The organism is Streptomyces sp. NBC_01283, from assembly GCF_041435335.1.
Lineage (GTDB): Bacteria > Actinomycetota > Actinomycetes > Streptomycetales > Streptomycetaceae > Streptomyces.
The window spans coordinates 2099585-2120371 of record NZ_CP108430.1 but is presented as its reverse complement, the minus strand read 5'-3'; the positions used below and the strand labels follow the sequence as shown (position 1 = coordinate 2120371).

Genomic DNA, 20787 nt, shown 5'->3' with positions numbered 1-20787 from the left:
GTGGGGCCGTCGGGACACGTTCTGCCTGGTGGGACGGCAGGGAAGCGTGAAAAGCAAGGACCGGGGGCCAGGTCACGTGGGATTCATCTCGAATCCATGCCCCCTTCTCCCGACCCGTACGGATTGTCAGTCCGGCGTGCTCTCATGGATGCATGATCGAAGCGATCGAAGACTTTCTTGTACGTGGCGTTCCCGATGTCGAAGAAGCCCTCCGCAAGGCCGCCGCGGCCGAGGTCATGCCGAGGTTCCGGCAGCTCGCCGAGGGCGATGTCGTCCAGAAGAGCGGCCCGCACGACCTCGTGACGGTGGCCGACCGCCTCGCCGAGGAGCAGCTGACGGAGGCCCTCACCGCCCTGCTCCCGGGATCGGTGGTCGTGGGCGAGGAAGCGGTGCACGCGGACCCCTCGGTATACGAGGCGATACGCACCGACGCACCGGTGTGGATCGTCGACCCCGTGGACGGCACACGCCAGTTCGTGCACGGCGACCCCGGATTCTGCATGCTGATCGCCCTGGCATGGCGCGGCGAGGTGATCGCCTCCTGGACGTACGCCCCCGCGCTCGACGAGATGGCGGTCGCCGTGCGCGGCAAGGGCGCCTGGCTCGACGGAGAGCGTCTTGTGGCCGGGTCTCCGCAGGAGGCGATCGAGGTGGCGACCTCGCACCCGGACTTCACCACGCCCGAGCAGAAGCAGGCACTGCTCGGCCTGCGCGGGGAGGGCGTCGTGCCCAGGCCCTGCGGTTCGGCGGGACTGGAGTATCTGGCCATCGCCAAGGGCGAGTTGGACGCGGTCGCCTTCTCCTGGGAGCTCGCCTGGGACCACGCGGCGGGACTGCTCCTCGTGGCCGAGGCCGGCGGCAGCAACCTGACCATCGCCGGTGAGCCCTTCCGCATAGAGGGCGGGAACGCGCTGCCGTTCACGGCAGGCCGGGACGCCGCCACCGTCGACCGGGTGGTGGAGCTGCTGTCGGCCGCGGCCTGATCTGCGGGGTGCTGTCGGAGTCTCGAACTTGCCGTGGGCGCAGGCCGGTTCGTCCGGCGATCCCGTCGTGCCCCGTCTCGGAGCAGCCGTCGGTCCGGTCGTCGGAGCCCGCGTCAGCGCGGCGCAGGCGATACGTCACCCGCCGGAGGCCCCCGCGCTCACGGCGCTGTCGGTGGCCCGGCCTATCCTGGGCGGCAGAGGCCATCGGCTGACAAAGGAGTCCGAAGGTGCCGTCGATGCTTGATGCCGTCATCGTGGGGGCGGGACCGAACGGTCTGACCGCTGCCGTCGAGCTGGCCCGTCGCGGCTTCTCGGTGGCCGTGTTCGAGGCCAAGGAAACCGTCGGCGGCGGGGCGAGGACCGAGGAGCTGACGCTTCCCGGGTTCCGGCACGATCCCTGTTCCGCCGCACACCCGCTGGGCATCAACTCGCCCGTGTTCCGGACCATGCCCCTCGACCGGTACGGCCTTGACTGGCTCCAGCCGCAGCTGCCCATGGCGCACCCCTTCACGGACGGCACCGCCGCCGTGCTGTCCCGCTCCGTCGCCGAGACCGCCGCCTCGTTCGGGCCGCGTGACGCGGGGGCGTACAGAAGGCTCGTCGACCCCTTCGTCGGCAAGTGGGACAACCTCCTGCGGGACTTCATGGCGCTGCCGTCGACCGCGCTGCCCCGCGACCCCGTGGCCCTCGCGCGCTTCGGCCTCACGGGCCTGCCGCCCTCCACCTGGCTGATGCGCCGCTTCCGCGACGACCGGGCCCGCGCCCTGTTCTCCGGCCTGGTCGCCCACGTCATCGCGCCGCTCGGCGGGCTCGCCACCGGCGCCGTCGGCCTGGTCTTCGCGCTCGCCGCACACGCCCGCGGCTGGCCGGTCGCCCGGGGCGGTTCACAGTCGATCTCGGACGCGCTCACCGCGTATCTGAAGGACCTCGGCGGCACTGTCCACACGGACTACGAGGTCAAGCGGCTGGACGACCTCCCGCCGGCGCGCGCGTACATCTTCGACACCTCGCCCACCGCGCTGGCCCGGATCGCGGGCCTGGGCCGCAGCTATCAGAACTATCGGTACGGCGCGAGCGTCTTCAAGATCGATTACGCCCTCGACGGCCCCGTCCCGTGGACGGCGAAGGAGGCCCGCACGGCGGGCACCGTGCAGGTCGGCGGCGGCAGCGCCGAGATCAGCGCCGCGCTGAACGCCGCGTCGCGCGAGAACCGCGCGCCCGACCCGCCGTTCCTGATCACCGTGCAGCCCAGCCTCGTCGACCCGTCCCGCGCCCCCGAGGGCAAGCAGGTCTTCTGGGCGTACGGCCATGTGCCGAACGGCTGGGACGGCGACCTCACCGACGCGATCGAGCGCCAGCTGGAGCGCTTCGCCCCCGGCTTCCGCGACCGCGTCCTGGCCCGCGCCACCGCGGGCCCGCCCGAGCTGGCCGCCTGCAACGCCAACTACGTGGGCGGTGACATCGCCTGCGGCGCCGCCAGCGGCCTCCAGCTGCTGCTCCGCCCCAAGCCCTCCCTTTTTCCGTACGGCACCGCGCACCCGGCCGTGTTCATCTGCTCCTCCGCGACCCCGCCCGGACCCGGCGTGCACGGCATGTCCGGGCACAACGCGGCGAAGGCGGTGTGGCGCAAGCTCCGCGCGTCATGACGTGACCCGGCCGACCGCGGCTCCGAGGCGCCCCGCGGGACCCACGCCGTACCCCCAAGGGCCATGTCGGATTCTCGCCAGCCACCCGCACCCCCCGTGCCCGATCCTTGAGGCATGACCACCACCCCGCCCCCCTCGATGCACACCGACGCCGACCGTTGCGTACGGGCCGTGCAGTCGAAGGACGCCCGGTTCGACGGATGGTTCTTCACGGCGGTCCTGACCACCCGCATCTACTGCCGCCCCAGCTGTCCCGTGGTCCCCCCGAAGCCCGAGAACATGAGCTTCTACCCGAGCGCGGCAGCCTGCCAGCAGGAAGGGTTCCGGGCCTGCAAGCGGTGCCGGCCCGACAGCAGCCCCGGCTCGCCCGAGTGGAACCAGCGCGCCGACCTCGTGGCCCGCGCGATGCGCCTCATCGGGGACGGCGTGGTGGACCGCGACGGAGTACCAGGCCTCGCCACCCGCCTCGGCTACAGCACCCGCCAGGTGGAACGCCAGCTCCTCGCGGAACTCGGCGCGGGACCCCTCGCCCTGGCCAGGGCCCAGCGCGCCCAGACCGCCCGCCTGCTCATCGAGACGACGCCCCTGCCCATGGCGGAGATCGCCTTCGCCGCCGGCTTCTCCTCGATCCGCACGTTCAACGACACCGTCCGGGAGGTCTTCGCCCTGGCCCCCGGCGAACTGCGGGCCCGCGCCCCGAAGTCCCACCGGAGGGCAGCCGCCCCCGGCGCGCTCTCGCTCCGGCTCCCCTTCCGCGCCCCGCTCAACCCCGACAACCTCTTCGGCCACCTCATCGCCACCGCCGTACCCGGCGTCGAGGAGTGGCGCGACGGCGCGTACCGCCGCACGCTCCGCCTCCCCTACGGCCACGGAGTCGTCGCACTCATCCCCGCCCCGGACCACATCGCCTGCCGCCTCAGCCTCACCGACCTGCGCGACCTCACGATCGCCATCAGCCGCTGCCGCCGCATGCTCGACCTGGACGCGGACCCGGTCGCGGTGGACGGCCAGCTGAGCACCGACCCGCTCCTCGCACCCCTGGTGGCCAAGGCGCCCGGCCGCCGCGTGCCGCGCACGGTCGACGAGGCGGAGTTCGCCGTGCGCGCGGTACTGGGCCAGCAGGTCTCCACCGCCGCCGCCCGCACCCACGCCGCCCGCCTGGTCACCGCGCACGGCGAGCCTGTCGACGATCCCGAGGGCGGCCTCACCCACCTCTTCCCGGCGCCGGAGGCCCTGGCCGCGCTCGACCCCGAGTCACTCGCGCTGCCGCGCAGCCGCCGCACCACCCTGACCACGCTCGTACGCCACCTCGCCGACGGGTCACTCCGGCTCGGTGTGGAGAGCGGCTGGGAGGAGGCCCGCGCCCGGCTCACCGCACTGCCCGGCTTCGGCCCCTGGACGGTCGAGGTCATCGCGATGCGGGCGCTCGGCGACCCCGACGCCTTCCTCCCCACCGACCTCGGGATCCGGCGCGCGGCCCAGGAGCTCGGCCTGCCGCACACCCCGGCGGCGCTCACCGGACGGGCCGCGGCCTGGCGCCCCTGGCGGGCGTACGCGGTCCAGTACCTGTGGGCCACCGACGCCCACCCCATCAACCGCATCCCGGCCTGAGAGGCAGCACCCGTGCACCGCCAACACACCCTCATCGACAGCCCCTACGGCCCCCTGACCCTCGTCGCCACCGAGGGCACCCTCAGCGGGCTCTACATGACGGAACAGCGCCACCGCCCGCCCGAGGAATCCTTCGGCGACCGCGACGCCGAACCCTTCGGCGGGGCGATCGAGCAGCTCGATGCCTACTTCGCGGGCGAGCTGACGGAGTTCGACCTGCCGATGCGCCTCGACGGCACTCCGTTCCAGCGCACCGTCTGGGAGCAGCTTCAGCTCATCCCGTACGGGGAGACCCGTACGTACGGCGAGCTCGCCACCCTGCTGGGCAAGCCCAACGCGTCACGCGCGGTCGGGCTCGCCAACGGAAAGAACCCGATCGGGGTCATCGTGCCCTGCCACCGGGTGATCGGCGCGGGCGGCTCCCTGACCGGTTACGGCGGCGGACTCGACCGCAAGCAGCGGCTGCTGGCCTTCGAGGGCGCGACGACACCACGCCAGGAGGATGCCCTCTTCTGAGCCGAAGGCAGGGTCGGTCGGAACACGGGGTTCAGCCGACCCGCAGGCCGTCCTCCAGCTCGACCGGCCCCGTTCCCGCATCGAGTGCCTCAAGTCCGGCCCGCACGCGCAGCCCCAGCTCGCCCGGCAGGAACTCCGGCAGATCCTCGCGGGCCACCAGACGCCAGGAGAGCAGCTCGTCCTCCTGGAGCCTGATCGACTTCAGCCGGTCGTCGCCGAGCACCCCGCCGTCGTACAGATAGGCGACCAGCGGAGGCCGCGCCACACCCCGCACCCAGTCCACCGCGAGCAGTGCCCCCAGCTCGACGTCCAGGCCGATCTCCTCGGCTGTCTCGCGGCGCGCCCCCTGCCGCGGTGTCTCGCCCTCGTCCGACTCGACGGTGCCGCCGGGCAGGGCCCACCCCTCGCGGTAGTTGGGCTCGACGAGCAGTACCCGCCCCTCGGTGTCGCGGAAGAGCGCGGCGGCCCCGGCGATGATGCGGGGCAGGCCTGCGATGTACGTGGCGTAATCCTGATTGGTCACGTGAAAAGGGTAGGGGCGGCGCACCCCCGCACTCCGCTTCCGTCACTCCTTCGCCAACTCAACGGTCCGCGCCGCCAGTTCACTGACCCTGGCCCCGTCAAAACCGAACACCGCACTCCGTACCCGGTCCTCCAGAGGGTCCCGCCACTGCGCGGGGATCGCCTTGGCCCCGCACAGCACCCCCGCGACGGACCCGGCGGTCGCGCCGTTCGAGTCGGTGTCGAGGCCGCCGCGCACCGTCAGGGCGATGGTCCGGGTGAAGTCGCCCTCGCCGTAGAGGAGTCCGGCGGCCAGGACGGCCGAGTTCGGCACCACGTGGATCCAGCTCATCCCGGAGCTCTCCGACTCGGCGGTGGCCAGCGTCTCCTCCCAGCTGAGTCCGGCCCCGTGGAGCGAGACGACCCGGCGCACCGTACGGGCGAGCCGGCAGCTCGACGGGATCACGCGGAACGCGGCGTCGAGCGCGGCGCGCGCCGTGGCCGCGGTGAACGCGGCCGAGACGAGCGCCGCCGCCCACATCGCCCCGTAGACACCGTTGCCGGTGTGCGAGAGCACGGCGTCGCGGCGGGCGAGGGAGGCCGCGCGGCGCGGCGCGCCGGGGTTCGTCCAGCCGAAGATGTCGGCACGGATGAGGGCACCGATCCACTCCTGGCAGGAGTTCTCGTACGTCGCGGTGAGCGGCGGCTTGAGCCCGTTCACGAGATTCCGGTACGCGGCGCGCTCGGCGGTGAACGTCTGCAGATAGGGAAGGCGCGTCAGCCACAGCTCGCCGACCTGTTCGGTGCTGAACGTGAATCCGTGGGTCTCCAGGAGGTGCAGTCCGAGGATCGCGTAGTCGACGTCGTCGTCGCGGCAGCTGCCGTGCACCTTGCCGCGTACGCAACTCTGCCACTCGGGCCGCAGCTGGAACTCCTCCACCCAGGAAGGGGGTTCGGGCAGATAGTCGGTGAGCGGCAGCGCGTCGGCCTGCCGCAGATAGCGCTCGATGCGCTCCCGCGTCCAGTAGTCGCCCCGCTCGATGGGTTTGCCGAGCATGTTGCCCGCGATCCGCCCGATCCACCCGCCGAGGACACGGTCGGCGAGTTCCGTATGCACTGGGGTCATGCGTCCGGTCTACCGAATTCGGGGCGCTCGTGCGCGGTCTACGTCACCGGTTCGGCGCGGAGCGTGAGAGGTTCGTCTGGTTTTCGTTCCACGTCCCCTGCTCCTGAGGCTCCCTTTGGAGCCCCTGATCGATCATTCCCATGATCATGTTGCGCTCTTATGGGTAGATTTAGAGCGATTTAAAGGGGAGGGCTGAGGCTCCGATATGCGGACGGCCATGGGCAGGCGGCCCTTCCTGCGGTTATGGTCGCAGCGGCGCGACTGCCTTGACGCGAGCAAGGCCCGGAAAGCAAGGGGATGCAAGGTGGCGGACGCTGCTGGGACGGCGGGGCATGTGCTCATCGCCGCGGACAAGTTCAAGGGCTCACTCACGGCCGTGCAGGTCGCGGAGCGGGTGACGGCCGGGCTCCACCGTGTCGCCCCGCAGGTGAAGGTCGAGGCCCTGCCGGTGGCCGACGGGGGCGACGGCACGGTCGCCGCGGCGGTCGCGGCCGGTTTCGAGCGCCGTGAGGTGCGGGTGACGGGACCGCTCGGCGACGAGGTCACCGCGGCCTACGCGCTGCGGGACGGCACCGCCGTGGTGGAGATGGCGGAGGCCTCGGGCCTCCAGCTCCTGCCCGAGGGAGTCTTCGCCCCGCTCACGTCCACGACGTACGGCTCCGGGGAACTGCTGCGCGCCGCGCTCGACGCGGGCGCGCGGACCATCGTCTTCGGCGTCGGAGGCAGCGCGACGACGGACGGCGGCGCCGGGATGCTGGCCGCGCTCGGCGCGGTCTTCCTGGACGCGGCGGGGGAGCCCGTGGCACCGGGAGGCGGCCCGCTGGCCTCGCTGGCCACGGCGGACCTGTCCGGCCTCGACAAGCGGTTCGCCTCGGTCGACCTGGTCCTGGCCAGCGACGTGGACAACCCGCTGACCGGCCCGAAGGGCGCTCCGGCGGTGTACGGGCCGCAGAAGGGGGCGACCCCGGAGGACGTCGCCGAGCTGGACGCGGCCCTCGCGCACTTCGCGCAGGTGCTCTCCCGTTCGGTGGGCTCCGCCGCCCTCGAGTACGCGGAGTCCCCGGGCGCCGGAGCGGCGGGCGGCATCGGCTACGGAGCCCTGGTCGGGCTCGGCGCGAGCTTCCGGCCCGGGATCGAGGTCATGCTGGACGTCCTCGGCTTCGCGCCCGCCCTCGCGCGGGCGTCGCTGGTGATCACGGGGGAGGGCTCGCTGGACGAGCAGACCCTCCACGGCAAGGCTCCCGCCGGTGTGGCGGCGGCGGCCCGCGAGGCGGGCGTCGAGGTCGTGGCGGTCTGCGGCCGCCTGGCACTCCCGGCGGAGGCCCTCGGCAAGGCGGGCATCCGCCGCGCGTACGCCCTCACTGACGTGGAGCCGGATGTCGCCCGGTGCATCGCCGAGGCGGGGCCCATCCTCGAAACGGTGGCGGAGGGCATCGCCCGGGACTTCCTGGCCTAGGCGCTGCGCTGCGCTGGGCTGGGCTGCACTGGGCAGGGGCGGTGACGGACTCGGGCGGGCTGGATCTTCAGCCCGTCCGGCGTTCGAGGACGAACTCGGCGGAGCCGGTGATCAGCGCGGCGCCCCCGGGACACCGCCCTGGCCCGGCGCCAGCCGATACGCGTCCAGGGCCAGCGTCATCTCCATCAGGTCCCGAGGCCTGGCCAGCGACCGCGAGGTCAGCTGCTCAAGCCGGCGCAAGCGGTTGAACACCGTGTTCCGGTGGCAGTAGAGCCGCCCCGCGGCCCGCCCCGCCGACCCCTCGCACAGCAGCCACGCGTCCAGCGTCTCCAGGAGCACCGCACGGTCCGCCGGTTCCAGCGCGAGCACCTCCCCGAAGACGTCCGACACAAGGCGCCCCGCCAGCTCCGGCTGGCTCACCACCAGCGCCGTCGGCATCCGCTCGTCGAGCCGTACGATCCCGGTCGCGTCCGGCGGACACGTACGCAGGGCCAGCTCGGCCAGGCGTCGCGCATGCCCGAGTTCGGAGAGCCCCGCCACCACCGGGCTGATCCCGCCGGGCCCGGGGCACCGACCCTCCAGCGCGGCGGCCAGCTCGTCCAGGCCCTCCTCCGTGCCGAGCGCCACCACGCCCACCTCCCGGTCCGTCCGCATGCGCCAGACGAAGCGGAACCCGGCCCGCTGGATCTGCCGGTGGAACGCGGCCCGCCCGTCCCGGCGCTCGGCGCGCAGCACCACCACCGCGTACGGCCCGCGCTCCGGCAGATCGAGCCCCGCGGCCACCTGCGCCACGAGTCCGGGCGCGGACTGGCCTTCGAGGAGGGCGTCGAGCAGCGCCTGCAACTGCTCGTCGGTGCGCTGCCGCAGCTCCAGCTCCGTCGCCCGGTACGCGTCGGACGCTGCCGCCGCCTGCGCGTCGACCGCCGACCACACCATCGTCGCCGACCGCATCAGGACCGCCAGCTTCTCCGGGTCCTGCCCCACCACGCCTTCGAGCAGCGAGTCCCAGACCAGATAGCCCGCGTTGCGGTACGAGTGCACCACCAGGTCGAGCGGCATCCCCTGCTGGGCACGGCGCCTGCCGGCCTCCTCCGCGTACTCCAGATCGCGGCGCGGTGACGCGCGCGGCGCCGAGATCGTCTCGATGCCGATGCGCATCGCCTCCTCCGCCTCCCGCCACTGCTGGTCGTACGGCAGCACGCGCGCGTACACCGGCGAGTGCTCGGAGAGCTGCCGCAGATGTTCGTCCACCAGCTCGGGAATGCGGGGCTTCAGCGCCACGCACGCCTTCTCGAGCACCTTCCAGTCATGGCCCGTCCGAGGCCTGCGCCCGCTCATGGATCCGCCCCCCATCGCCGCCGCCCGCCGTGCCTCCGTGCTGCGGAGGATGCCATCGCCCGGCCGCCCTGGCAGGCCCCTGACACGGGGTGTTGTGCCCGTGCACAAGCGGCGGCCGGTCCCGCTGGTCACCCGCAGCGATTCGGGGACAGGTCGTGGACGGCCGGGCGCGGCGGTGCTGGGCTGAGTGCCACGCGGAGGGCCCGGTAGCAGGGGGCGCCCCTGCGTGACGAGCAGGACAGGCACAGGACAGACAGGACAGGGGGTCCCAGGTGGGTGGTTCCGGACTGGTCGTACAGGACGCGTCCGTCGGATACGGGCCGGTGCGCGCGCTGCGCCAGGTGTCGCTCGAAGTACCGGACGGCGCCGTCGTCGCCGTCCTCGGCGGCAACGGCGCGGGCAAGTCGACGCTCCTGCGCGCCATTTCACGCACCCTCGCCTTTCACCGGGGGGCGCTGACCACCGGCTCCATCCACTTCGGCGGGCGGCGCATCGACGGTCTGCACCCGGACCGGGTGGTCGCCGCCGGAGTGTCCCAAGTGCCGGAAGGCAGACAGGTGTTCGCCCGGATGACCGTCGCGGACAATCTGCGGGCGGGCGCTCTCGGATCCGCGGGCAGCCGCGCCGTGAAGAGCACGGCCATGGACCGCGTCCACGAACTCTTCCCCGTGCTCCAGGAGCGCGCGGGCCAGCGGGCCGGGCTCCTCTCGGGCGGCGAGCAGCAGATGCTCGCGGTCGCGAGGGCGCTGATGGCCTCGCCGAAGTTGCTGCTCCTGGACGAACCCTCCCTGGGACTCGCCCCGTTGATGGCGGCACGCATCGCCGACACCATCCAGGAGATCAACGCCCAGGGCACCTCGGTACTCCTCGTCGAGCAGAACGCCGCCCTGGCGCTGCGCCTCGCGTCGAGTGCGTACGTCCTGGACGTGGGCGAAGTGGCCCTGTCCGGAGCCGCGGACGAGCTGGCCGCCTCCGACGAGGTGCGCCGCCGCTACCTCGGCGTGGTCGACGAGACCGCCGCTGCCGACGCCTCACGCGGCGTCAGTGTCCATCCGCAGCTAAGCCGTTGGGCGGGCCGACGATGACCGAGAACCCCTCGGCGGCCGACGCGCCGCCGCGCGCATTCGACGTACCCGCCCTGGAAGTAAGGGAGTTGACCGTCCGATTCGCGGGCCTCACCGCCCTCGACGCCGTCAGTTTCACCGTCAGGCCCGGCACTGTGCACGCCGTCATCGGACCCAACGGCGCCGGGAAGTCCACCTGCTTCAACGTCCTGTCCGGCGTGTACCGCGCCACCGGCGGCAGCGTCCGCTTCGGTGAACACGAGCTGACGGCGATGCCTCCGCACCGCATCGCGGGCCTCGGCGTCGCGCGGATCTTCCAGAACCTCGCCCTGCCGCCGCGCGCGACGGTCGCCGACAGCCTGATGCTCGGCCGCCACCGGCTGACCCGCACGGGATTCCTCGCCGCGGGACTCCGCCTCCCGTCGGCGGCCCGCGAGGAGCGGCTGCACCGCGAGCGGGTGCGGGAGATCGCCGCGTTCGTCGGCATCGAACATCAACTCCACGCGCCCGCGGGCTCTTTGCCGTACGGGCAGCAGAAACTCGCCGAGCTGGCGCGCGCCCTGTGCATGGAGCCCCGGCTGCTCCTGCTCGACGAGCCCGTCGCGGGCATGACCGCGGACGAGCGGCAACGCACCGCCGCCGTCATCGCGGGCGTCCGCGACAGCCTCGGAATCTCGATCGTCCTGGTGGAACACGACATGGGGGTGGTGATGCGGCTCGCGGACGCGGTGACCGTACTGGACTTCGGACGCCGGATAGCCGACGGAGCTCCGGCCGACGTACAGAACGACCCGGCGGTCGTGCGCGCGTACCTGGGAGAGGGGGCCACCTCGTGACCACCTTCGTCGAACTCCTCCTCAACGGCCTCTCGATGGGATCCGTCTACGCGCTCATCGCCCTCGGCTTCGTCGTCATCTTCCGGGCCACCGAAGTCGTGAACTTCGCGCACGCCTCGCTGCTCCTGGCCGGCGGCTACTTCACCGCGTCCCTCCACGACGACATCGGCTTCTGGCCGGCGCTGCTCGTCGGCATCGCGGGCGCCGCCGTCGTCGGCGCCGCCATCGAGTTCTTCGTCATGCGGCGCTACCGGGGCTCCGACCACAGCGTCCTGGCCATCGTCACCATCGGCGTCGACATCCTGCTCACCACCGAACTCACCCGCCGCCTCGGCACCGACGTGCTCGCCCTCGGCGACCCCTGGGGCGACTCGGTGCTCACCATCGGGTCGGTCTCCATCGCCCACACGCGGATCGCCGCGTTCGTCGCCGCCGCGCTCCTCATCACCGTCTTCCTGCTCGCCTTCCGCTACACCTCCTGGGGCGTGGCGATGCGCGCCGCCGCGGAGAGCCCCGAGACCGCCGCCCTGATGGGCGTGCGGCTCGGCCGGGTCTCGCTCGGCGCCTGGGCGGTGGCGGGAGGCCTCGCCGCCGTGGCCGCGCTCTTCCTCACCGTCTTCCCCACCCCGGGGCTCGAACGGGCCACCTCCCTGGCCGCGCTGAAGGCGTTCCCCGCCGCGATCCTCGGCGGCCTCGACTCCACCACGGGCGCGCTCGTCGGCGGGCTCGTGGTCGGGGTCACCGAATCCCTCGCCACCGGGTACCAGAGTGAACTCACCTTCCTGGGCAGAGGGCTCGGCGACCTCGCGCCCTACCTCGTGATGACCGTCATCCTCCTCGTCCGGCCCGCCGGACTCTTCGGCACGAAGGAGCTCGCCCGTGTCTGAAGTCCTGGCCCGCGGGAGGGAGTTGCGCTCCCGAGTCCGTACGATGCCGACCCGCCCCCGCATATACCTCTGGATCGCGGGCGCGGTGCTGCTGCTCGCCCTGCCCTTCTACCTCGACCGCTTCTGGCTCCAGGCCGGCCTCTTCGCCATGGCCGCCGCGATCGGCGCCATCGGCCTCAACCTCCTCACCGGCGCGACCGGCCAGCTCTCCATGGGCCACGCCTTCTTCCTCGCGATCGGCGCGTACGGATACTGCGTCTTCGCGGGGGACGGCAAGGACGGCCTCACCGGCCTGGGCCTGCCCACCTGGATCGCGGCCGCCCTGGCCGTCGGCGTCGCGGGGATCGCGGGCGGCCTCTTCAGCCCGATCGCCGGTCGCCTGCGCGGCGCCTACCTCGGCATCGCGACCCTCGCCCTGATCTTCATCGGGCAGCACGTGCTCTTCAACGCCCATGACCTGACGGGCGGCTCCAACGGACGCGACGTACCGCCCCTGAACGTCTTCGGCATCACCTTCGACGACAGCGAGCTCGTCGTGGCCGCCGTGCCGTTCGGGGCGTCGGAGAAGCTCTGGTACGCGGGGCTCGTCCTCCTCGTCGGCTGCGGGCTCTTCGCCCGCGGTGTGCTGCGCGGACGCCCCGGGCGCGCCATGAACGCCATCCGGGACCACCGCATCGCCGCCGGAGTCATCGGGGTGCCCGTCGCCCGCTACCGCGCGGGCGTCTTCGTCCTGTCGTCGATGTACGCGGGCCTGGCGGGCGTCCTGCTCGCCCTGGTCTTCCAGCGCACCGTGCCGGACTACTTCGGCATGACGCTGTCCCTCGAATACCTCGCCATGATCGTCATCGGCGGCCTCGGCTCGGTGGCGGGCGCGGTGGCCGGTGCCGCCGTGGTGTCCCTGCTGCCGCAGCTCCTGACCCGGTACAGCGACGCGCTGCCCCTGGTCTCGGCCCCCGGCAGTGGCGGAATCACACCGGGTGAGGCGTCCCGGTATCTGTACGGCGCCGCCGTCGTGGCGGTGGTGCTGTTCCTGCCCGGCGGCCTGGCCAGCATCGCCGCCCGGCGCTCCAGGCCGACGTCCGGCCCAACTCCAGGGGAGGAACGATGAGTTCACGCAGGTCGAAGAGGACCACCGCGACGGCGACGGCGCTCGCCGCGCTGCTGGCGGTGGCTGGTTGCAGCTCCAAGGCGGGGGACGACAAGGGAGACAAGGAGGGTGCGGGCGGGGTCAAGTCCGGCGTCGGTGTCTCCGCCAAGACGATCAACCTCGGTGTGCTCACCGACATGACGGGGGTCTACGCGACCCTCGGCAAGAGCGTCACGCAGGCCCAGCAGCTCTACGTCAAGCAGACCAACGCCGACGGCGGCATCTGCGGCCGCAAGCTGAAGCTGACCGTCCGCGACCACGGCTACGACCCCCAGAAGGCGGTCGCCGCGTACACCGAGCTGGAGCCGGACGTCCTCGGCTTCGCCCAGTTCATCGGCTCCCCGTTCGTCGCCGCGGTCAAGCAGCGGGTCGACGCCGACAAGGCGCTCGTCCTGCCGCAGGCCTGGTCGGCGAACCTCCTGGGCAGCTCGTACGTCCGGGTCGTCGGCTCGACGTACGACCTGGAGACGATCAACGCGATCGACTTCCTGATGAAGGAGAAGGGCCTCAAGAAGGGCGACAAGCTCGGCCACGTCTACTTCGAGGGCGACTACGGCGAGAACGCGCTGAAGGGCTCGCAGTACATGGCCAAGAAGGCGGGCCTCACCGTCGTCGAGCAGAAGATCAAGGCGACCGACAACGACATGACGGCGCAGGTCGCGGCCCTGAAGAAGGCGGGCGTGAAGGGCGTCGTCATCAGCGCGGGGCCCCGGCAGGCGGCCTCCCTGGTGGGCGTCGCGGCGGCCGGAAAGTTCGATGTCCCGATCATCGGCAACAACTCGGCGTTCGCCCCCCAGCTCCTGGGCACCCAGGCGGGCCCGGCCCTGGCCAAGAACTACTACGTGGCCTCACCGACCCTCCCGATCGGCGCGGACACCCCCGCGGCGAAGAAGCTGGTCACCGACTACAAGGCGGCCTATCCGAAGGACTCCCTGGACAACGGCGTGACGGCAGGCTGGACCGCGGCGTCCATCTTCGGCGAGGCGCTGAAGAAGGCCTGCGAGAGCAAGGACCTCACGCGTGACGGCGTCGACAAGGCGCTCCTGACCATCAGCGACTACGACACGGGCTTCGGCGTCTCGCAGGACTTCAGCGACCCCAAGGCCCCGTCGTCGAAGGAGAGCGTGATCCTGCGCCCCGACAAGAGCGCCACGGGCGGCATGAAGGTGGTCCGCGAGCCGGGAGCCGCCGACGCGGTGGAGGGCTACACACCGGGAGGCTGAGATCTCACGGCACGCGAAGGGGCCCGAACCAAGCGGTTCGGGCCCCTTCGCATGCCGTTCAAGTGCCGTTACGGCAACTGTGCCGCCCGTGCCTCACGCCGGTTGTCCCGGAAGTTGTTCACCCGGCGGGCCGTGGCGAACAGCGGGATGACCGCACCGAGCACCAGCTGCAGCGCGCAGCCGGTCTGCAGCAGGAGCTGGCCGCCCGGAGCCTCGAAGGCCCAGGCCGCGAGCAGCCCCATGGCCGCGACGATCCACGCGAGCATCGCCACCGCGAGGGGACCTCGCGGCTTGGGGTACTCGACCCGGCTGACCATGAGCCAGGCCGTACCGATGATCGCGAGGAGCGTCGCCACGAAGGGCAGCTCCAGGAGCACGATCGAGACGACCGTCAGCGCGCCGAACGGCGAGGGCATGCCCTGGAAGGTGCCGTCCTTCACGGTCACGCAGCTGAACCGCGCAAGCCGCAGCACCACCGCCAACAGCACGACGATCGCTCCGACCGCGGCCACTCTCTGGTGCGCGTCGTCGGCGACCATGCCGTAGACGAGCACGAAGTACGCGGGGGCCAGACCGAAGCTGATCAGGTCCGACAGGTTGTCGAGCTCGGCGCCCATCGGCGAGGACCGCAGCTTGCGCGCCACGAGCCCGTCGAAGAGGTCGAAGACGGCCGCGCAGAGCATCAGGATCACGGCGGTCGCGGCGGAGTGCCGCGCCATGCCGCTTTCGTTGCTGCCCTGCAGGTGCGGGATGAGGATGCCCGTGGTCGTGAAGTACACGGCCATGAACCCGCACGTGGCGTTGCCGAGGGTGAGGGTGTCCGCTATCGAGAGGCGGAGTGAGAGAGGCATCTCCTCGTCGGCCTCGTCATCAGCCGCCTCGGGCACCCAGCCCGCCTGTGTCTCAGGATCAACCACGGTCAATTCGAGTCACCCCAGCCACGGTCTTCTGACCGACCTCGACGTCCACGTCGACACCCTCGGGGAGATAGATGTCGACACGGGAGCCGAAGCGGATCAGGCCGATCCGTTCGCCTTGCTCCACCTTCGTGCCCTGCGGCACGTAAGGAACGATGCGCCGTGCGACCGCGCCCGCGATCTGGATCATCTCGATGTCGCCGAGCTCGGTGTCGAAGTGCCAGACAACGCGCTCGTTGTTCTCGCTCTCCTTGTTGAACGCCGGGACGAACCCGCCGGGGATGTGCTCCACGGACGTCACCGTGCCCGCGAGGGGCGCGCGGTTGACGTGGACGTTCAGCGGGCTCATGAAGATCGCGACGCGGGTGCGCCCGTCCTTCCACGGCATGATGCTCTGCACCACGCCGTCGGCCGGGGAGATGACCCGGCCCTGGGCGATGTCGCGCTCGGGGTCGCGGAAGAACCACAGCATGCCCGCCGCCAGAGCGGTAGCAGGTACAGCGACGGCCGCGGCGCCCTTGGAGCGACGCGCGCGGACGAGGCTGAGTGCCGCGGTGGCGACAGTCGGCAGGAGCCACGGCGATGCTCCGCGCGCAAGGCGTACGCCAGCGAGGCTGTCGCGTGGTGCAGAGGTTTGGCTGTGGGGCATGGATGACCTTCGTAGCGGATGATGCCGCGCACTAACGGGGGACGGCGGCTTTTTCCGGATGGTATCGGTTGCGAGCCACAACTGGGCAAGCCAGGAAGCGGAGTCGACGGCCGAAGAGTGTTGACAGGGTGTGACCTTCTTCTCGATGAAAACGCCCCAAATCGGGCATCTAGCCCTGGAGTCGATACTCTTCGAGCAGTCGCCGCCCAATGATCATTTTCTGGATCTCGGCGGTACCTTCGCCGATCAACAGCATGGGAGCTTCACGGTACAGGCGCTCGATCTCGTACTCCTTCGAGAAGCCGTAACCGCCATGAATCCGGAACGCGTCCTCTACGACTTCTTTGCAGTATTCGGATGCGAGGTACTTCGCCATCCCGGCTTCGAGGTCGTTTCGTTCCCCGGAGTCCTTTTTGCGTGCGGCATTCACCATCATCGCATGGGCGGCCTCGACCTTGGTAGCCATCTCGGCCAGCTTGAACTGGATCGCCTGGTGCTGGGCGATCGCCTTGCCGAAAGTGTGACGTTGCTGGGCATATGAGACACCGAGCTCAAATGCACGCTGAGCGACTCCGCAGCCACGCGCCGCGACATTTACCCTACCGACCTCGACGCCGTCCATCATTTGGTAAAAACCGCGTCCGGTGGTCCCGCCGAGCACGCGATTGGCCGGAATTCGTAGCCCGTCCATGATGAGTTCGGTCGTGTCGACGCCCTTGTAACCCATCTTGTCGATCTTGCCGGGGATGGTGAGGCCCGGCCGGACCTCTCCGAAGCCGGGCTCCTTCTCGACGAGGAAGGTCGTCATCGACTTGTGGGGCGCTGTGCCCTCCGGGTGTCCTTCGTCACTTCGGCACAGAACGGCCACCAGCGTGGACGTGCCGCCGTTCGTGAGCCACATCTTCTGACCGTTGAGGACGTACTCGTCGCCGTCCTTGACGCCCTTGGACGTGATCGCCGACACATCGGAGCCGAGGGAGGGCTCCGACATGGAGAACGCGCCGCGGACCTCGCCGGCCGCCATGCGCGGCAGGAAGGTGTCCTTCTGCTCCTGCGTCCCGTGCTGCTTGAGCATGTAGGCGACGATGAAGTGGGTGTTGATGATGCCTGAGACCGACATCCAGCCACGCGCTATTTCCTCGACGCACAGCGCGTACGTGAGCAGCGACTCGCCCAGACCGCCGTACTCCTCCGGGATCATGAGCCCGAAGAGGCCCAACTCCTTGAGACCGTCGACGATCTGCTGCGGGTACTCGTCACGGTGCTCAAGCTCCGTGGCGACCGGAATGATCTCCTTGTCGACGAAGTCCCGGACGGTGGACAGGATCTCCTGCTGGATGTCGGTGAGACCTGCGGTCTGCGCGAGTCGGCTCATGGCGTCACTTCTCCTGGGACTTGAGCTCCGGGCGGCCGGGCTGCTCGCCGCCGCGCTCCTTGATGTACGTCTCGGTGGGGACCATCACCTTGCGGCGGAACACGCAGACCAGCGTGCCGTCCTGCTTGTAGCCCTTGGTCTCCACGTAGACGATCCCGCGGTCCGACTTGGACTTCGACGGAGTCTTGTCCAGGACCGTGGTCTCGCCGTAGATCGTGTCGCCGTGGAAGGTCGGCGCCACGTGCTTGAGCGACTCGACCTCCAGGTTGGCGATCGCCTTGCCCGAGACGTCCGGCACGGACATGCCCAGGAGCAGCGAGTAGATGTAGTTCCCCACGACGACGTTCTTCCCGAAGTCCGTCGTCTTCTCCGCATAGTTGCTGTCCATGTGGAGGGGGTGGTGGTTCATCGTCAGGAGGCAGAAGAGGTGGTCGTCGTACTCCGTGACCGTCTTTCCGGGCCAGTGCTTGTACACGGCGCCGACTTCGAACTCTTCGTAGGTGCGGCCGAACTGCATCTCAGGCCTCCGGGATCTCGAACTTGGAGGTGCGGGTCATGCCGGCGGCACGGCCCTTGCCCGAGATGACGAGCGCCATCTTGCGGCTCGCCTCGTCGATCATCTCGTCGCCGAGCATCGCCGAGCCCTTCTTGCCGCCCGCCTCGGAGGTGCAGTAGTCGTAGGCGTCCAGGATCAGCTCGGCGTGGTCGAAGTCCTCCTGGGAGGGCGAGAAGACCTCGTTGGCGGCGTCGACCTGGCCGGGGTGCAGGACCCACTTGCCGTCGAAGCCGAGCGCGGCGGCGCGGTTGGCGACCTCGCGGTAGCCGTCGACGTTCTTGATCTGGAGGTAGGGGCCGTCGATCGCCTGGAGGTTGTTGGCGCGGGCGGCCATCAGGATCTTCATCAGGATGAAGTGGTAGGCGTCCGCCGGGTAGCCGGGCGGCTGCTCGCCGACGACCAGGGACTTCATGTTGATGGAGGCCATGAAGTCGGCCGGGCCGAAGATGATCGTCTCGACGCGCGGCGAGGCCTGCGCGATCGCGTTGACGTTGTTGAGGCCCTGCGCGTTCTCGATCTGCGCCTCGATGCCGATCTTGCCGACCTCGAAGCCCATCGTCTTCTCGATCTGCGTGAGCAGGAAGTCGAGGGCGACGACCTGGTCGGCCGTCTGCACCTTCGGCAGCATGATGCAGTCGAGGTTCTGGCCAGCGCCCTCGACGACCGTGACGACGTCGCGGTACGTCCACTCGGTCGTCCAGTCGTTGACGCGCACGACCCGCGTCTTGCCCGTCCAGTCACCCTCGTTGAGGAACTTGACGATGGTGTGCCGTGCCTCCGGCTTGGCGAGCGGCGCGCAGGCGTCCTCCAGGTCCAGGAAGACCTGGTCGGCGGGGAGGCCCTGGGCTTTCTCCAGGAAGCGCGGGTTCGAGCCGGGTACCGCCAGACACGAGCGGCGGGGGCGCAGGCGGTTGATGGGCGCGGTCATGCGGGGACCTCCAGAGGGTCGAGCTTGTTCGCTTTCCGGATCTCGTCGACGATACGGCCGATGATCTCGGTGATACCGAAGTCCTTGGGGGTGAACACGGCGGCCACACCCGCCGCCTTCAGGTCCTCGGCGTCGCTGTTGGGGATGATGCCGCCCGCGATGACGGGAATGTCGGGCGCGCCCGCCTCGCGCAGGCGCACCAGCACGTCCGGCACGAGCTGCGCGTGCGAGCCGGAGAGGATCGACAGGCCCACGGCGTGCACGTCCTCCGCGAGGGCGGCGTCGACGATCTGCTCGGGCGTGAGCCTGATGCCCTGGTAGACCACCTCGAAGCCGGCGTCGCGCGCACGCACGGCGATCTGCTCGGCCCCGTTGGAGTGTCCGTCGAGGCCCGGCTTGCCGACCAGGAAGCGCAGCTTGCCGGTGCCGAGGTCGGCAGCGGTCCTGGAGACCTTGTCGCGGACCAGGGCGAGCGGCGTGCCCGCCTCCGCGGTGACGGCCACCGGAGCGCTGGAGACGCCCGTGGGCGCCCGGAACTCCCCGAAGACCTCCCGCAGGGCGCCGGACCACTCCCCGGTCGTCACACCGGCGCGTGCGCACTCCAGGGTGGCCTCCATGAGGTTGCCCGTCCCTGCGGCGACCTCCTTGAGCTTCTCCAGGGCCTTGCAGGGGCGCGGGTGGTTGAACGGCGGCTGGTAGCGGGTGTCGCGCCAGACCCCCAGCGCCTTCACGACGCGGTTCTCGACGGCCGGGTCGACCGTCATGATCGCGGTGTCCAGGTCCGCGGTGAGCGGGTTCGGCTCGGTCGACTCGTAGGCGTTGACGCCGACGATCTTCTCCTCGCCCGACTCGATGCGCGCCCTGCGCTCGGCGTGCGAGGAGACCAGCTGCGACTTGAGGTAGCCGGACTCGACGGCGGCCATCGCGCCGCCCATCTGCTCGATGCGGTCCATCTCGGCGAGGGACTCCTCGACGAGGGACTCCACCTTGGCCTCGATGACGTGCGAGCCCTCGAAGATGTCCTCGTACTCCAGGAGGTCGCTCTCCAGGGCGAGCACCTGCTGGATGCGCAGCGACCACTGCTGGTCCCACGGCCGGGGGAGGCCCAGGGCCTCGTTCCAGGCGGGAAGCTGCACGGCACGCGCGCGTGCGTCCTTGGAGAGCGTGACGGCCAGCATCTCCAGGACGATGCGCTGGACGTTGTTCTCGGGCTGCGCCTCGGTCAGACCGAGGGAGTTGACCTGCACGCCGTAGCGGAAGCGGCGCTGCTTGGGGTTGGTGATGCCGTACCGCTCACGCGTGATGCGGTCCCAGATCCGGCCGAACGCCCGCATCTTGCACATCTCCTCGACGAAGCGGACGCCCGCGTTCACGAAGAAGGAGATACGGGCGACGACGTCACCGAACTTCTCCTCCGGCACCTGGCCGGAGTCGCGCACGGCGTCGAGGACGGCGACGGCGGTGGACATCGCGTACGCGATCTCCTGCACCGGAGTGGCCCCGGCCTCCTGCAGGTGGTAGCTGCAGATGTTGATCGGGTTCCACTTGGGGATGTGCGCCACCGTGTAGGTGATCATGTCGGTGGTGAGGCGGAGGGAGGGCCCCGGCGGGAAGACGTGCGTCCCGCGCGAGAGGTACTCCTTGACGATGTCGTTCTGCGTCGTCCCCTGGAGCTGCGTGATGTCCACGCCCTGCTCCTCCGCGACCACCTGATAGAGCGCCAGGAGCCACATGGCCGTGGCGTTGATCGTCATCGAGGTGTTCATCTGGTCCAGGGGGATGTCCTGGAACAGCCGCCGCATGTCGCCCACGTGCGAGACGGGGACCCCGACCCGGCCGACCTCACCGCGGGCGAGGATGTGGTCCGGGTCGTAGCCGGTCTGCGTGGGCAGGTCGAACGCGACCGAGAGGCCCGTCTGACCCTTGGCGAGGTTGCGCCGGTACAACTCGTTGGACGCCTCGGCCGTGGAGTGACCGGCATAGGTCCGCATGAGCCACGGCCGGTCCTTCTGACGCTCTGTCATGTGC

The 20787-nt window shown here is 70.6% G+C and carries 19 protein-coding genes; 10 read left to right on the top strand and 9 right to left on the bottom strand.

Annotated features, from left to right (window positions below; genetic code table 11):
- Positions 1 to 152 precede the first annotated feature (152 nt).
- The 4 genes from OG302_RS09595 to OG302_RS09580 all read left to right on the top strand — a co-directional run bounded on the left by OG302_RS09595 (position 153) and on the right by OG302_RS09580 (position 4756).
- Positions 153 to 983 carry an inositol monophosphatase gene (locus tag OG302_RS09595; RefSeq protein WP_371526380.1) on the top strand — a complete coding sequence of 277 codons (831 nt, stop codon included), beginning with the start codon at positions 153 to 155 and terminating at the stop codon, positions 981 to 983.
- Positions 984 to 1219: 236 nt separating this feature from the next.
- On the top strand, positions 1220 to 2629 hold the full coding sequence (locus tag OG302_RS09590; protein ID WP_371526379.1) for a phytoene desaturase family protein: 1410 nt from the start codon (positions 1220 to 1222) through the stop codon (positions 2627 to 2629).
- Positions 2630 to 2767: 138 nt separating this feature from the next.
- Positions 2768 to 4240, top strand: coding sequence for an AlkA N-terminal domain-containing protein (locus tag OG302_RS09585; RefSeq protein WP_371750073.1), 1473 nt, complete (start codon positions 2768 to 2770; stop codon positions 4238 to 4240).
- A 12-nt stretch (positions 4241 to 4252) separates the two neighbouring features.
- Positions 4253 to 4756: a methylated-DNA--[protein]-cysteine S-methyltransferase gene (locus OG302_RS09580; RefSeq protein WP_371526378.1), complete on the top strand. Its 504-nt coding sequence runs from the start codon at positions 4253 to 4255 to the stop codon at positions 4754 to 4756.
- Between the two features lie 31 nt (positions 4757 to 4787).
- Here the strand turns inward: OG302_RS09580 and OG302_RS09575 are convergent, their stop codons facing one another.
- Both OG302_RS09575 and OG302_RS09570 read right to left on the bottom strand, forming a co-directional pair.
- Entirely contained in the window at positions 4788 to 5279 is a 492-nt protein-coding gene (locus OG302_RS09575) for an NUDIX domain-containing protein (protein WP_371526377.1), read from the bottom strand.
- A 42-nt stretch (positions 5280 to 5321) separates the two neighbouring features.
- A complete protein-coding gene (locus OG302_RS09570) occupies positions 5322 to 6383 on the bottom strand; it encodes an ADP-ribosylglycohydrolase family protein (RefSeq protein WP_371526376.1) in 1062 nt (353 codons plus the stop codon).
- Positions 6384 to 6687: 304 nt separating this feature from the next.
- Between OG302_RS09570 and OG302_RS09565 the strand changes: the two genes are divergently transcribed.
- Positions 6688 to 7839 (top strand): glycerate kinase, encoded by a 1152-nt coding sequence (locus OG302_RS09565; RefSeq protein ID WP_371526375.1) that lies wholly within the window; start codon positions 6688 to 6690, stop codon positions 7837 to 7839.
- A gap of 111 nt (positions 7840 to 7950) precedes the next feature.
- Here OG302_RS09565 and OG302_RS09560 read toward each other — a convergent pair whose 3' ends face one another.
- Positions 7951 to 9177, bottom strand: coding sequence for a PucR family transcriptional regulator (locus OG302_RS09560; protein WP_371526374.1), 1227 nt, complete (start codon positions 9175 to 9177; stop codon positions 7951 to 7953).
- A 272-nt stretch (positions 9178 to 9449) separates the two neighbouring features.
- On the opposite strand from OG302_RS09560, the gene OG302_RS09555 reads away from it, so the two are divergent.
- The 5 genes from OG302_RS09555 to OG302_RS09535 are packed head-to-tail and all read left to right on the top strand — an operon-like array spanning position 9450 to position 14334.
- Positions 9450 to 10262: an ABC transporter ATP-binding protein gene (locus OG302_RS09555; RefSeq protein WP_371526373.1), complete on the top strand. Its 813-nt coding sequence runs from the start codon at positions 9450 to 9452 to the stop codon at positions 10260 to 10262.
- Positions 10259 to 11077: an ABC transporter ATP-binding protein gene (locus OG302_RS09550; protein WP_371526372.1), complete on the top strand. Its 819-nt coding sequence runs from the start codon at positions 10259 to 10261 to the stop codon at positions 11075 to 11077. The genes OG302_RS09555 and OG302_RS09550 overlap by 4 nt, the downstream gene beginning before the upstream one ends.
- Entirely contained in the window at positions 11074 to 11964 is an 891-nt protein-coding gene (locus OG302_RS09545) for a branched-chain amino acid ABC transporter permease (protein ID WP_371526371.1), read from the top strand. Before OG302_RS09550 ends, OG302_RS09545 begins: the two co-directional genes overlap by 4 nt.
- Positions 11965 to 12007: 43 nt before the next feature.
- Positions 12008 to 13072 carry a branched-chain amino acid ABC transporter permease gene (locus tag OG302_RS09540; protein WP_371750072.1) on the top strand — a complete coding sequence of 355 codons (1065 nt, stop codon included), beginning with the start codon at positions 12008 to 12010 and terminating at the stop codon, positions 13070 to 13072.
- Positions 13069 to 14334, top strand: a complete 1266-nt coding sequence (locus tag OG302_RS09535; protein WP_371526370.1) for an ABC transporter substrate-binding protein — start codon at positions 13069 to 13071, stop codon at positions 14332 to 14334. The genes OG302_RS09540 and OG302_RS09535 overlap by 4 nt, the downstream gene beginning before the upstream one ends.
- 68 nt (positions 14335 to 14402) lie before the next feature.
- On the opposite strand, the gene pssA is transcribed toward OG302_RS09535, so the two are convergent.
- From pssA to OG302_RS09505, 6 genes are all read right to left on the bottom strand, one after another.
- Positions 14403 to 15257 carry a CDP-diacylglycerol--serine O-phosphatidyltransferase gene (gene pssA / locus OG302_RS09530; RefSeq protein ID WP_361830357.1) on the bottom strand — a complete coding sequence of 285 codons (855 nt, stop codon included), beginning with the start codon at positions 15255 to 15257 and terminating at the stop codon, positions 14403 to 14405.
- Positions 15244 to 15900, bottom strand: coding sequence for a phosphatidylserine decarboxylase (locus tag OG302_RS09525; protein WP_160508247.1), 657 nt, complete (start codon positions 15898 to 15900; stop codon positions 15244 to 15246). The genes pssA and OG302_RS09525 overlap by 14 nt, the downstream gene beginning before the upstream one ends.
- Positions 15901 to 16069: 169 nt before the next feature.
- Positions 16070 to 17275: an acyl-CoA dehydrogenase family protein gene (locus OG302_RS09520; protein WP_371526369.1), complete on the bottom strand. Its 1206-nt coding sequence runs from the start codon at positions 17273 to 17275 to the stop codon at positions 16070 to 16072.
- Positions 17276 to 17279: 4 nt separating this feature from the next.
- Positions 17280 to 17792, bottom strand: a complete 513-nt coding sequence (locus OG302_RS09515; RefSeq protein WP_361830356.1) for a MaoC family dehydratase — start codon at positions 17790 to 17792, stop codon at positions 17280 to 17282.
- A 1-nt stretch (position 17793) separates the two neighbouring features.
- The gene (locus OG302_RS09510) at positions 17794 to 18759 is read right to left on the bottom strand and encodes a CoA ester lyase (protein ID WP_363209448.1); all 966 of its coding nucleotides are present in this window, start codon (positions 18757 to 18759) and stop codon (positions 17794 to 17796) included.
- Positions 18756 to 20783: a protein meaA gene (locus tag OG302_RS09505; RefSeq protein WP_371526368.1), complete on the bottom strand. Its 2028-nt coding sequence runs from the start codon at positions 20781 to 20783 to the stop codon at positions 18756 to 18758. Before OG302_RS09505 ends, OG302_RS09510 begins: the two co-directional genes overlap by 4 nt.
- Positions 20784 to 20787 lie beyond the last annotated feature (4 nt).

Coding starts and splice junctions, on each gene's coding strand:
- OG302_RS09595 (WP_371526380.1), top strand. CDS start 153: ATGATCGAAGCGATCGAAGACTTTCTTGTACGTGGCGTTCCCGATGTC.
- OG302_RS09590 (WP_371526379.1), top strand. CDS start 1,220: ATGCTTGATGCCGTCATCGTGGGGGCGGGACCGAACGGTCTGACCGCT.
- OG302_RS09585 (WP_371750073.1), top strand. CDS start 2,768: ATGCACACCGACGCCGACCGTTGCGTACGGGCCGTGCAGTCGAAGGAC.
- OG302_RS09570 (WP_371526376.1), bottom strand. CDS start 6,383: ATGACCCCAGTGCATACGGAACTCGCCGACCGTGTCCTCGGCGGGTGG.
- OG302_RS09560 (WP_371526374.1), bottom strand. CDS start 9,177: ATGAGCGGGCGCAGGCCTCGGACGGGCCATGACTGGAAGGTGCTCGAG.
- OG302_RS09550 (WP_371526372.1), top strand. CDS start 10,259: ATGACCGAGAACCCCTCGGCGGCCGACGCGCCGCCGCGCGCATTCGAC.
- OG302_RS09540 (WP_371750072.1), top strand. CDS start 12,008: ATGCCGACCCGCCCCCGCATATACCTCTGGATCGCGGGCGCGGTGCTG.
- OG302_RS09535 (WP_371526370.1), top strand. CDS start 13,069: ATGAGTTCACGCAGGTCGAAGAGGACCACCGCGACGGCGACGGCGCTC.
- OG302_RS09525 (WP_160508247.1), bottom strand. CDS start 15,900: ATGCCCCACAGCCAAACCTCTGCACCACGCGACAGCCTCGCTGGCGTA.
- OG302_RS09520 (WP_371526369.1), bottom strand. CDS start 17,275: ATGAGCCGACTCGCGCAGACCGCAGGTCTCACCGACATCCAGCAGGAG.
- OG302_RS09515 (WP_361830356.1), bottom strand. CDS start 17,792: ATGCAGTTCGGCCGCACCTACGAAGAGTTCGAAGTCGGCGCCGTGTAC.
- OG302_RS09510 (WP_363209448.1), bottom strand. CDS start 18,759: ATGACCGCGCCCATCAACCGCCTGCGCCCCCGCCGCTCGTGTCTGGCG.
- OG302_RS09505 (WP_371526368.1), bottom strand. CDS start 20,783: ATGACAGAGCGTCAGAAGGACCGGCCGTGGCTCATGCGGACCTATGCC.